Below are 12,423 nucleotides of genomic sequence, written 5' to 3'. Positions count from 1 at the left end.
TGATATATATCAAGTATATTTATTTATTTGACATATGTCAACTATTTTATTTTCACAAATTCATAAAATTGAGGTGAACTATGGAGAGTAATACTAATTCTAAAAATACTTCTAGAAATAATTTGGAACTGCAATTAGGTGAACAGCTAAATGCACTTATCAGTGCATCACATGCACTCAATGTAAGGACTGCAGCATGTTTTGATTCCACTTTACAGCCTGCTGCTTTTCTCATTGTTCGCTGGCTATTCTCATTTGGCCCAACAAGTGCAACGGTTTTGGCGGAATCTACAGCTATGGATCGTAGTTCTGTCAGCAGACTTATAAATCAACTTAAAACCTTGAATTACGTAAAAAGTGAACCTTCTCCAAATGACCGCCGTGGTGTACTGTTGTCATTAACAGAGCTTGGACAGCAAAAGATCATGAATGCTTTAAGAGAAAAAGAATCTGCTTTCTATGAGCGTATTTCAAGGTGGGATGATTCAAGACTTGAAAAGTTTATTGAACTGCTTAGAGATTTCAACGATTATGATCACAAATAATTCTTTTTATTCTGAGTTAAATTGTCGGGTAAAAACGTTAGTTAAAGTATTCATTTTTAATAAACGTACACCAAAAAGGATCGGCTCACGCATTTGTTCATGAGTCGGTCCAAAATTATATTTTTTCTAAAATTACTTCATTGACTCAATAATGATGTCAGCGAGGTCATTCATTGAATTTCCATCATCTTCTTTCATGACAGAGTTCAATGACACCTCATTGTCTAAAATAGTCACGTCCTTCATCTCATCTAAAAGTTTACGCATTAATTTACCGGATTGAGGAGCCCAGGAGCCATTTTCTATGAGTGCGAAAGTACGTTTTTGAAGGTTTAATGCCTTCATGTCCATTATATAATCAAGCATCGGTGGGTAAATCTTTAAGTTATAGGTTACAGATGCAAGAACCACATGACTATATTTGAAGGTCTCGGAAATCAAATATGATACATGAGTTTTTGAAACGTCATACATAACCACATTCGTCATTCCCTTTTTCACTAATCTTGTTGCCAGATCGTTAGCAGCAGCCTCAGTATTGCCGTACATTGTTCCATAAACAATAACTACGCCCTTTTCCTCAGGCTCATAACGACTCCACTTGTCGTACTTATCTAGCAAGTAGCCAAAATCATTACGCCATACCGGTCCATGCAGCGGACAGATAACCTTGATATCGATACTGCTTGCCTTTTTCAGCAAAGCCTGAACATGAGGACCATACTTGCCTACAATATTTGTATAATACCTTCTGGCATCGTCGATCCAGTCCCTGTCAAAGTTCACCTCGTCATTAAACAGCTTACCATCTAAGGCACCGAAAGATCCGAAAGCATCAGCGGAAAATAGTACTCCACTTACAGTATCATAGGTTACCATAGCTTCTGGCCAATGTACCATTGGAGCAGCTACAAACATAACTTCATGCTTTCCGAAGGACATAGTATCGCCTTCTTTGACTTCTATTACTTTGTCATCAATATGGAAACCAAACTGACGTATAAACATAGAAGCTTTTTCTGTGCATACAATCTTTACATCCGGATAACGAAGAATAATCTCTTCAATGCAGGCTGCATGATCCGGCTCCACATGGTTGATTACCATATAATCTAAAGATCTGTCCTCTATAAGCCCTTGAACATTCTCAAGGAACTGGCGGCAACCTGACCAGTCCACCGTATCAAAGAGTACAGTCTTCTCATCTAAAAGTAGATAAGAGTTATAGGAAACACCTCGTGGAATGGGATGAATATTTTCAAAGAGAGCAAGGCGACGATCGTTGCCACCAACCCAATAAAGATCTTCTGTTATCTCTCTAACACAATACATGATTTCAATCCTCCTTTACGCTAAATATACATTATTATAGGAATCATACTTCTATAAACATATCTTTTTCTTCACCACAATCAGGGCAGGTCCATTCCTCAGGTATATTTTCAAAGAGAGTACCGGTTGCTATTTCGCCTTCAGGATCACCCAGGCCAGGATCGTATTCATAACCGCATCCATTACATACATAATGTTTCCAAGTTGGAACAACTTTCTTTGGAAGAGCTCTCTTCATCTTCTTCATTGGTGGAGCCTCCTTCTTTGCTTCTCCATTATCTAAAGCGGCAGTTAGTATTGGCAGGATTTCCATTAAATCTCCAACTATGCCGTAGTCTGCGTTCTTGAAAATTTTCGCATTAGGATCGATATTTATAGCAACAATTGTGGAAGCATCCTTTATACCTTTCAAATGCTGACCTGCACCTGAAATACCACAGGCAATGTAGAGGTTTCCGCTGAATTTTTGACCAGACATACCAACATAACGATTCAGTGGTACATATTTAAGGGTTTCAGCTACTGGACGAGAAGAACCTATAGCTGCACCGGCTTGAACTGCCAGGTCTTCTATAAGCTTCATATTTTTCTTTTCACCTATGCCTAGACCTACGCTGACTACTCTTTCAGCCTTACTAATAGGAGTATCTATAGGAATTCCAACGGTGAAATCATAACCATCCACCTTAAGAGCTTCTACAAGAGCACTAACTCTTTCTTCAACAGTTCCATCCTTGAAAATCACTTTCTTACGATAACCTGTAGCAGGTTCACCCTTAGAAACTTTCCCTGCACCCTCGGTTTTTGGCATCTTACCGATAATGTGAGAAGAAATAACGACACGCTGAATTTCATTAGTTCCCTCATATATTGTACAAATTTTAGCATCTCTGTAAGCACGCTCAACTTCCATACCTTTCAGATAACCACTTCCACCGAATATTTGAAGAGCGTCATTGACAACCTCAAGGCAAACGTCAGATGCATATTGTTTCGCCATAGCTGATTCCATACTATAGCGCTCATGATTTTCTTTCAGCTCTGCGGCACTATAAACAAGCAATCTAGCTGCTCTGAGCTTTGTGGCCATATCAGCCAATTTAAAGGCTATAATCTGCTGCTGACAGATAGGCTTGCCAAATTGAACTCTTTCCTTTGAATACTCCAGTGCATGTTCATAAGCACCTTGTGCGATGCCAAGAGCCTGAGCTGCAATACCAATACGACCACCATCCAAAGTAGACATAGCAATCTTGAAGCCTTCACCCTCCTTACCCAAAAGGTTTTCTTTAGGGACTTTCACATCGTTGAAAATTAGCTGTGCAGTGGCAGAAGAACGAATACCCATCTTGTCGTAATGCTTGCCGAAGCTAAAGCCTTCCCAGCCCTTCTCCACAATGAAGGTACTGATGCCCCGAGTTCCTATATTAGGTGTGGTAACTGCAAAAATAATATAAATATCAGCCTCACCTGCGTTAGTTATGAATATCTTTTCACCATTCAAAATATAATAATCACCTTCCAAGACAGCAGTGGTCTCCGTACCGCCAGCGTCACTACCGGCATTTTCTTCGGTGAGACCGAAGGCGCCAATTTTCTCTCCCTTTGCCAGTGGAATTAAGTATTTCTGTTTTTGCTCTTCTGTTCCGTAGGCAGCAATTGGATATGAACCTAAAGATGTATGTGCGGAAAGAATTACGCCTGTACCACCGTCCACTCTCGATAATTCCTCAACGGCGATTGCATAGCTAATTATATCCAGACCTGCTCCGCCGTACTCTTTCGTATATGGTATACCCATCATCCCCATATCAGCTAACTTATGAATGGCTTCTGATGGGAATTTATTTTCCTGATCCAACATAAATGTAATAGGTTTAACTTCCTCTTCAGCAAACTCTCTGATTTTCGTCCGCAAATTTTCATGTTCTACCGTAGTCTTAAAAGACATATATTTCCCTCCTTTTGATCAATACATTTTTAAATATATTGATTTAATGTATATATTAGCCTTCAAATTTATTATATCTATCAAAAGTTTTAGTTAGAACCTTAACTAGAACTCATTTTCATTATGACCAAAGGAACATCTGTGTGCATTGAAGCACTCTATCTATTATTTATATTGGTCCCATCTCCAGTACAAAGTCATCCTGCCAAAAATTTGTTTGAACCTGTCTATATAATGCCATGATAGTTCATCTCCTCTAAATATTTTTTAAGCTTCAAAAGTGACTTTTTCTTTCTAGCTATTGCAGTTCTATAACATACTTCTTTAAAATTTGCATATTCATTTAAGGTTTTATTTTCAAGGTAGTACCAGTAAATAATCTCTTTTTCCCCTTCATCGAGTTTTTTCAAAGCTTTAGAAAGCATGGTTTTTTCCTCTTTCTTTACTGTATCCTCTTCTATATTTTCAGTGCTGACTAAAACATCTATAAATTCACAGCCTTCTTTATTTAAACTGTGAAGACTGCAGCAATTCGCTTCTTTTACACCTGCTCTTATAAGTAAATATAAAGTCCTTTTTATCGTATTGAATACATAGGTTGTAAATGCATTGCCCCTTTCAGTATCATACATATTTACAGCCTTAATTATAGAAGCTTGTCCCTCTTGCACCAGATCTTCTATAGCATAACCTTTTACATAGATACTTCTGGCAGTTTTAATTACAAAAGGTGTATACCGTTTCATTATTTCTTCCATAGCTTCTCTGTCACCCTGTTTTGCCTTTATAAGCAATTCAATTATTTTGTTACTATTAATTTTAAAAACCCCCTCATTATTAAATCAAGTTAAAACACAATCATCTACATTTTAAGTTTTGCTTGAAGTTCCTTCTTTATATATTTTTTAAGAAGAAAATGCTTTATAGTTGTTGTTTTTTAAAAACCTCTCTACTTATACAGAGCACATTTTTTAATAAAATTCGGACATGATATGAAAAACAAATTCTTTTATGATTATACATTTTGCGATATTAGTTTCTAATTTTGTACCATTTCATTAAAAACCACCTATTTAAGTCTACAAATTAGCCTATAATTACAATTAAAACTATTTTTTTCTTTATTTTTTTCACCGGTATAATTTCTCTTTTGTCATACGATTTTTGCAGGAAATTTAAACAAAAAAGTGGATACAAGAATCGTTTGATTCTTATACCCACTTTTTTAAGATGCATTAAATTTATTTAACTACTAATTCAGTGCTGTTTTTATCATCAATTTGTGCTGAGTCCTTTACCTTCAGATCTCCTCCAGTAGTTGCAAATATGTTCTTGGCTAATATTACATCCATAGCAGCCTTTACTTCTGCCTCAGTAACATCTTCCTTTACATTATTCACTCTTATAGCAGTCTTTTTGCCAGACTCGTTTAAAAAATTCATAACTAATGTTTTACTCATACGCATATCCCCCTCACTTTAACTTTTAACTAATCTACGCATTCATTATTCCACTTTGGTCTTCTCTTATGACTTCATCTAAAGGCTTTCCAAGAAGCTTGCCAATCTCTACGGACACGTCATATATGTCCTGCTCTGTTGCTGTGGTTTTCACCTTTGAGAACCTCTGTGATTTTATTATTTCTTTTCCCTTGGCATCTACACCATCCTTATACTTTAGTAATAGTGCAGTCTGCAATTTTGTTGCTGTTGCAGCCATATTTATCATCTCCCTTCACTTAATATATATACAGTCAGGGGAGATGTAGGCAGTGGAATAATAAGTTTTATTTTAAATAATATTAAGGGAACTTCATTTGAAGCTCCCTTAGATTCGTAAAAATTTACTATTCTGTCTTAAAGATATATTGATTAAGGTCTATTAAACATAAATTTATAACAATCCTCTTCTTTAAATCCACACTCTAAATACAATTCTTGAGCATATTTTGTCCAGAGAACCTTACTTGTATCTTTTATACTTGGATGATTATTTATAAAATCAATTAGTTTTTTTCCCAAGCCTTTACCTCTATATTTCTCATCAATGATTACATCTAATATTAAACTATAAACAGCATAATCGCTTACAACTCTCGCAAATCCAATTTGCATATCAGTATGATAAATAGAAAAACAAAGAGAAGTTTCAATTGTTTTAATAATAATTTCAGTAGGTCGATTTTTAGCCCAATGGGACTGCCTAAGCAAACTACAAACCTCATCTAATTTAATTCGAGTAGTATTATCCGTAAATATATACTCACCTTCTATGATTTCCATAACCTGAAACTCCTTCCCAAAACTTTATAAAACAAGAATGTTGTGAATGAGTCCAACTCTATTTACAACATTCTTAATATCTTTCCTATCACTTCTTTTTTTAGAATTGTATTATGTCCTGATATACATGTGTCAAAATCCATTTCCTCATATTTTTTCATAGTATTAATATAAACATCCTTCTCACAATAAATACTTGGTATAATATCCTCCATACTGTCACCAACATCATCTCCAACTAAAAGCACATCTTCTTCTTCATCTAAAACACTTATAGAATCTATTGTATGTCCAGGTGTATAAAATAATTTAATTTTGTCTTCTACAAAATATAGTTCTTTTTCAAAAACCAAATCTGGAAGGTACATTTCAACTTCACCATAAAAATACTGTTTATTCTTCTGTATCATCTCTTCCCATTTTGATTGAATCATTTCTCTACATAATTTGTGAGATACAATTATACAATCTCTTAATGAACCATTTCCCCAAACATGGTCCCAGTGATAATGTGTATTTATCACAATAGTTTTTTTATTGTCATTTCTTATGTATTCCTTAATTGGTTCAATGCTTAAGGACCCTAACCCTGTATCAATAATATAATTATATTTTCTTCCAATAATTAAATAAACATTTAAATCCCACCCTGGATTACTATGTGTAAATAAGACTCCCCTGTTTTTTATTTTTCTAATTTGCATTACATCATTTCCCCCATTTGACTCTTTAAATTTTCCTTGTCTTGATCTGAAAGTTTTACTGTACTTTTTCACTTCCTATTTGATGAATACACAACTATTGTTCTAATTGTTCTAATTGTTCTAATTTTTCTATTTCCATTTTAGTTTTTAAATTAAATCATACATTGAGAGCTGCTTACTTCCGTCTACTGGAGTTATGTTTAAATTAAAACAATTACTATTTTCTAATTTTTCTTTAAGTTTTAATGCATTGTTTGGAGATTCTAGCAGCCACTCTTCTTCCTCTTCTTTTTTTATAAACACAGGCATTCGGTTATGAACTTTACTCATATGTTCATTGGCTGCACGAGTTAAAATAACAACTCCAAAATAAGGATTATTATTTTTATCAATGAAATTGTCATATATTCCTGCCATAGAAAAAAGTTTAATATCCTTCAAAGAAATTTTATATTTATCCTTGCCCTTCTCTCTATTATGCCATTCAAAAAAAGCATTAGCTGGAATGATGCATCTGTTATTCAAAAAAGCTTTTCTGAAATTTTGTTTTTCTGCTACTGTTTCAATCCTTGCATTTATTATTTCTTTATTTAGGCCTCTAATCTGATATCCCCATCTAAAAAAGTCTAATTTTCTTTCTTCATTATTAAAAATTATAGGGATATTGGTGCCAGGAAATATTTCACCCTTTGAATAAGTTATGTTTTTTGTATTCTTTATTCCGTACCTTACCATTATATCTTCTATATCATTTTCAATATAAAAACGTCCACACACAATAATCACCGCTTTTCATTAAATTATTTGTGAATATAAAATAAAACTATTAAGAATACATATACTTCTAATGAATACCCATTTGGTCAACGCCTTTAAGTTTATCTACATACTCAATTGCATAAGGAAAAAAGCTTTTAAAATCAAGTTCTAAACTTTCATAATTCCTAATCAACTCATCTATTGGGTTCAATAGAGGGTGCTTTGATTTAGAAAATCTCCATGAAATTCTCTCTAATGATTTTTTTATACCATTTATCTCCCTATACGAAACAAGCCAGTTTTCTTCTATCATGAAAGGCATCCTTGTTGTTAACTTATCTGGTAAACAATAAGAAAATCTTTTAAGTATACTATAAAAATTATCAGCATATTCTTCTAAGGATATTGAAGAATACTCAGACCAGTTCTTAGCTAAGAAGTGATCATAGAACATATCAATTAATACCCCTGCAAATCTCCTGTTCAAGCTTGAAATTCTTTTTTTACTCTCTAGAAAAATTGGATTTGAGTCAGTAAAGCTATCAAGTTTTCTATGCATAAAAATACCACTTTTTATAGAATACTCAAAGTTATTTTCCAAAGATTTGTTTACAAAATCACCAAGAAAATTACCAAGCATACTTTCGTCATTGTTGTCTGAGAGATATATATGCGCTAAATAATTCATTTGTTCTCCTCACTATATAAATCAGATCACTTTAAAATTCTTCGATTGTGTTTATTATATCATTTTTACCCTTTGTTTGTTCAAATAATATTTGTTATCTAAAATCAGCTATTTCTAAATCCTATTACCTTATTTTTTTCCTTTTCAATATCTATTCTTCTTTGAAAATACTCCTTTGCCTGTACATCAGTTTCTTTATATTTATCTCATTTCAAAATACTTTTATATAATAAAAATAAATTTGCTACTAACTAACAACAGTATGTATAATTATTAAATAGACAGTCTTGGTTACAGATTACATCAAAATTAATTACAGAAGGTGATATTAGTGAAAAATAAAGGAATAACAAAATTCACAGCATTAAAAGAAACTAAATTTTTAAATCTTTTTGACGCTGAATACAAAAATAAAAAAGGAACAACAAAACACTGGATAATTGCTTCAAGAAAGAACTACGAAACTTTAAGAGAACAATATTTCCAAGACGGGAAAGAAAGTATGGATGCAGTTGTTATAGCCGCTACTCATAAAGAGACTGGAAAACTTACGCTAGTAAAACAATTTAGAGTTCCTTTAAATGATTATATCTATGAACTTCCAGCAGGCCTTATAGATGGTAATGAAAGTATTGAAGCTGCTGTTGCCAGGGAATTAAAAGAGGAAACTGGTCTCTCCCTTTTAGAAATTGACAATGAAAAGACAAAAAAGGAGTTTATCTCTCACCGGGAATGACAGATGAATCTGCGGCTCTAGTATACTGTACCTGTACAGGTAAAATATCAAATAGATATCTAGAAGAGGATGAAGACATTGAGGCCCTTCTGGTTTCCCGTAGTGAGGCAGAGAAATTGCTAAGGAAAGATGTGAAGATGGATATTAAGGCTTATATGGCACTTCAAAGCTTTATTAATTCGTAGCACATCTTGGATTTTAAATAATAAAAACATATTTGATTAGAGGACTTAGACCTAAAAACAAGCTGTGAACAGTTATCTCATTTACAGCTTGTCTTATGCTAGACTTCTATAATCCTCATATTTGAATATTGGAAGAAGTATGCTTCTTTCTATTCTAACAAACTGCCAAAAATATGTCCATAATGCTGTACTCAGCTATTCTGGCTTTTCTATAAGACTTATTTTTAACTTATAAGGTTCTGTAAACATATCGTATGTAGAATTCTCAATTATACAATGTTTAACAGTAAACAAAAATCCATTGTTAACAGGATAATCTACTTGTTTGCTATTCAGTATTACAAGTATTTCATCATTAGTTAATTCCTTTTCCAGATCATTATCTGTAAGTACTTTTCCACTTGCATCTTTATATTGAAATACCACTTTCATAGCCTTTTCTCCTTAAAAAATTACTTTTATCTTTATTAAATTCGTAATGTAGAATATAGACTTTATGGAATTACTAAGACTTTCCTCTAAATTCAGTACCGCATTTTTTACAAGTAACAACCATCTTCCCCTTTTTTCTAGGAACTCTAAGCTTTTGGGAACATTTTGGACATTTAAATATTTTATAATCACGAAATCCCGAAACTGAATATTTATATCTATAGAATTTTTGTTTTATAGCAAAGAGATAGTTCTCAAATACTACTAACTCCCTATGCCTTTTATATTTATTCTTTGAAAAGATTCTCCAAGTTCCATAAATAATTAGAGCATATCCTAACATAATAGTATATCTACTAATAGAAAATATGCATCCAGTAATAATCAAGTACTTAGAAAGCCTATCAAATCCATTTGAATCTCTTAAATAGTATGCAATTTTGTATAAATAATTTCTAAAGTTCAATTAAATGCTCCTCCCTTTGTCATTGCTGAGAATTAATTTATATTGCTAAATTTCTATGAATACAGGTTAGCATATAGAGTATGTATCTACAATAATTTTTATATTAATTTTTAGCAAACTTTTTTGTGTAAGATCTAACCAAAAATATAGCACCACCGTTACTTATATGGTAGTGCTAACTTTTTATTTGTATCACATTGAGGTCTAATGTTTTCCAGTTATAAATTCATATGTAAAACTTATATTAGAACTCAAAATACGATGTATCTCCTGAATTTCACTGTTAATATCTTTGGATTTAAAAAGTAACATGGATATTGCTTCCCATAGAAAAATCCATCCCCCTATGTTTACTCCTTCTAAAACTGTACTTAATAACACGCTTTTTTTAATAAATACAGTTTCTAAATCAAAGCCTACGCTAAGCAGCAAGACAGATGTCAGCACATATATAACTGTATCTATATTAGAAGACTTTAATTCAGATCTCTTAAATTTGAGCCTCCTTAAGCAGCACCTTTGTAGAGCATGCATTATGGATTCTTCCATTACTTTATTCTTTTTTTCTCCGGTAATATGAAAACTTATACCTGTACAATTTTTACTTGGAATATTAACAAAACTATCCTTTAAATATAACTGTATATTTTTATTAATACTCCTTAGTTTTAGTGGAGAGTCATCCAGGTTATCAAAAACATCACTATATTTATGAATCTTAAGGTTAATTATATAATTTAGTGTACTCTTATTAATATCATCTACTCCATTAAAATAATTTTCCACCCTCATTATTAAAACAATTCTCCTAACTCAGAATCATAATATCCCTATATTTTATATGATAACAACTCCTTTTTTATGTAAATTTTATATTAACTTATCTTTTTTTAATAAATTAAACAGTGTTGGGTTAAAGTTAAATTCTTCAATTAAAGCTTTTACCTCAACTAAAGCTTTCTCTCTCTTATCCTTAGATACATTACCTTTTGCCGCTCTAATTAATATATTCTTAGGTGAATGTGATATATCAATAAATTCTAGAAGTTGAGTTTTGTAACCTAAAGCTTCTAGTAAATTAGCTCTAACAGCATCAGTCATAAGTGCTGCTACTCTTTCCTGTACTATTCCATACCTTGTCAATATAGAAAATGCTTCTGTTTTCATTTGGTCATTGAACTCGTGCTGACAGCAAGGAACAGAGAAAATCATTTTACTATTCCACTTTATTGCATTATATAAAGCATAATCCGTTGCTGTATCACAGGCATGTAGTGTAATTACCATATCAACTTTGTTATTATACTTGAATCCATTTATATCGCCAATTTCAAAATGTAAATTTTCATAATTATATTTTTTAGCTATCTCATTACAGTTTCTAATGACATCCTCTTTAAGATCTAGTCCTATCATTTTTACATCAATTTTTTTAATCTCAACAAAATAATAATACATTATAAAGGTTAAGTAGGATTTTCCACATCCGAAATCTAAAATCGTAAGTTCCTTAAAGTCGCTTTTCTTAACTTCATCATCTATAATTTCTATAAATCTATTTATTTGTTTATATTTATCATACTTTGAATTAACTACTTTCCCCTCTTTTGTAAAAACACCTAAATCTATAAGAGGTTCTATAATCATTCCCTCTTTAAGGATGTAGTTTTTTTCTTTATTATGACTTTTATTTGCCACCTTTGTATTGTCACTTTTATTTTTTCCTAAGAAAACTTTTCCTTTTTTAGATATTTTCAAATCAAATATATGTATATTAGACCAAGCAGAAAGCTGCTTGAAGTTCCCCTGTAAATACTCAATTAGTTTTTCTTCTAATATACCTACCTCAATATTTTCATGAAAAACTTGTTTATCAGTGAATTTTTCTATCTGATAATATTGTTTACCCTTGTTATCCTTGACAATAAAGGTTATTTTGTTATATTTAACGTCTTTATTCTCTTTATTGCTGATAACTACTTTTATAATTTCTTCTTGTATTATTTCGTTAATTGCTTTCTTTAATTCGTCCATATCTTCCACTCACTTTATTGTATATTTGTCATACTACATTCTGCTCCATTGCTTCTTCTAAGGATATTAGCAACTATTTTCAGCTCAAGTATAGACCTACCAATACTTACATCTTATATTGTCTATAATAATGTATCAAATCATTAATGTCTACTATTTCTCCATCAATACATACATAAATATCATGTGGAACGCACTTTTTAAGATTTTTTCATCTAGCTAGTTTACTTTAGAATTTAGTTGACATAATATTGATATTGTAAACAATAAAAAATTTTCATGCCCAATAAAGATAGCATAGCAGATGCC

At 32.1% G+C, this 12,423-nt stretch carries 14 protein-coding genes and 1 pseudogene; 2 read left to right on the top strand and 13 right to left on the bottom strand.

What is annotated here, in order from left to right; translation table 11 throughout:
• The first annotated feature begins 80 nt into the window (after nucleotides 1–80).
• Nucleotides 81–545, top strand: a complete 465-nt coding sequence (locus tag RCG18_RS19200; RefSeq protein WP_308037637.1) for a MarR family transcriptional regulator — start codon at nucleotides 81–83, stop codon at nucleotides 543–545.
• Nucleotides 546–677: 132 nt separating this feature from the next.
• Here the strand turns inward: RCG18_RS19200 and RCG18_RS19195 are convergent, their stop codons facing one another.
• The 9 genes from RCG18_RS19195 to RCG18_RS19155 all read right to left on the bottom strand — a co-directional run bounded on the left by RCG18_RS19195 (nucleotide 678) and on the right by RCG18_RS19155 (nucleotide 8,261).
• Nucleotides 678–1,877 carry an FprA family A-type flavoprotein gene (locus tag RCG18_RS19195; protein ID WP_308037636.1) on the bottom strand — a complete coding sequence of 400 codons (1,200 nt, stop codon included), beginning with the start codon at nucleotides 1,875–1,877 and terminating at the stop codon, nucleotides 678–680.
• 43 nt (nucleotides 1,878–1,920) lie between these two features.
• Nucleotides 1,921–3,828: an acyl-CoA dehydrogenase family protein gene (locus RCG18_RS19190; RefSeq protein WP_308037635.1), complete on the bottom strand. Its 1,908-nt coding sequence runs from the start codon at nucleotides 3,826–3,828 to the stop codon at nucleotides 1,921–1,923.
• 227 nt (nucleotides 3,829–4,055) lie between these two features.
• Nucleotides 4,056–4,622 carry a sigma-70 family RNA polymerase sigma factor gene (locus RCG18_RS19185; RefSeq protein ID WP_308037634.1) on the bottom strand — a complete coding sequence of 189 codons (567 nt, stop codon included), beginning with the start codon at nucleotides 4,620–4,622 and terminating at the stop codon, nucleotides 4,056–4,058.
• Nucleotides 4,623–5,069: 447 nt separating this feature from the next.
• A complete protein-coding gene (locus RCG18_RS19180) occupies nucleotides 5,070–5,288 on the bottom strand; it encodes a DUF2922 domain-containing protein (protein ID WP_308037633.1) in 219 nt (72 codons plus the stop codon).
• A gap of 34 nt (nucleotides 5,289–5,322) precedes the next feature.
• On the bottom strand, nucleotides 5,323–5,547 hold the full coding sequence (locus tag RCG18_RS19175; RefSeq protein ID WP_308037632.1) for a DUF1659 domain-containing protein: 225 nt from the start codon (nucleotides 5,545–5,547) through the stop codon (nucleotides 5,323–5,325).
• 152 nt (nucleotides 5,548–5,699) lie between these two features.
• The gene (locus RCG18_RS19170) at nucleotides 5,700–6,110 is read right to left on the bottom strand and encodes a GNAT family N-acetyltransferase (RefSeq protein ID WP_308037631.1); all 411 of its coding nucleotides are present in this window, start codon (nucleotides 6,108–6,110) and stop codon (nucleotides 5,700–5,702) included.
• Nucleotides 6,111–6,172: 62 nt separating this feature from the next.
• Nucleotides 6,173–6,814, bottom strand: coding sequence for an MBL fold metallo-hydrolase (locus RCG18_RS19165; protein ID WP_308037630.1), 642 nt, complete (start codon nucleotides 6,812–6,814; stop codon nucleotides 6,173–6,175).
• A 147-nt stretch (nucleotides 6,815–6,961) separates the two neighbouring features.
• Complete coding sequence (locus tag RCG18_RS19160; protein WP_308037629.1) at nucleotides 6,962–7,591, bottom strand: SOS response-associated peptidase; 630 nt, start codon at nucleotides 7,589–7,591, stop codon at nucleotides 6,962–6,964.
• A gap of 67 nt (nucleotides 7,592–7,658) precedes the next feature.
• On the bottom strand, nucleotides 7,659–8,261 hold the full coding sequence (locus RCG18_RS19155) for an ACP phosphodiesterase (RefSeq protein ID WP_308037628.1): 603 nt from the start codon (nucleotides 8,259–8,261) through the stop codon (nucleotides 7,659–7,661).
• A gap of 331 nt (nucleotides 8,262–8,592) precedes the next feature.
• Here RCG18_RS19155 and RCG18_RS19150 point away from each other — a divergent pair.
• A pseudogene (locus tag RCG18_RS19150) lies at nucleotides 8,593–9,182 on the top strand (NUDIX hydrolase).
• 195 nt (nucleotides 9,183–9,377) lie between these two features.
• On the opposite strand, the gene RCG18_RS19145 reads toward RCG18_RS19150, so the two are convergent.
• From RCG18_RS19145 to RCG18_RS19130, 4 genes are all read right to left on the bottom strand, one after another.
• Nucleotides 9,378–9,614, bottom strand: a complete 237-nt coding sequence (locus RCG18_RS19145; protein WP_308037627.1) for a hypothetical protein — start codon at nucleotides 9,612–9,614, stop codon at nucleotides 9,378–9,380.
• Nucleotides 9,615–9,687: 73 nt separating this feature from the next.
• Entirely contained in the window at nucleotides 9,688–10,080 is a 393-nt protein-coding gene (locus RCG18_RS19140; RefSeq protein WP_308037626.1) for a hypothetical protein, read from the bottom strand.
• A 204-nt stretch (nucleotides 10,081–10,284) separates the two neighbouring features.
• On the bottom strand, nucleotides 10,285–10,872 hold the full coding sequence (locus RCG18_RS19135) for a hypothetical protein (RefSeq protein ID WP_308037625.1): 588 nt from the start codon (nucleotides 10,870–10,872) through the stop codon (nucleotides 10,285–10,287).
• Between the two features lie 78 nt (nucleotides 10,873–10,950).
• Nucleotides 10,951–12,114 (bottom strand): SAM-dependent methyltransferase, encoded by a 1,164-nt coding sequence (locus RCG18_RS19130; protein WP_308037624.1) that lies wholly within the window; start codon nucleotides 12,112–12,114, stop codon nucleotides 10,951–10,953.
• Nucleotides 12,115–12,423: the final 309 nt, after the last annotated feature.

This window comes from Clostridium sp. OS1-26 (genome assembly GCF_030915445.1).
Lineage (GTDB): Bacteria > Bacillota > Clostridia > Clostridiales > Clostridiaceae > Clostridium_AM.
This window is presented reverse-complemented; position numbering and strand designations above follow the sequence as displayed.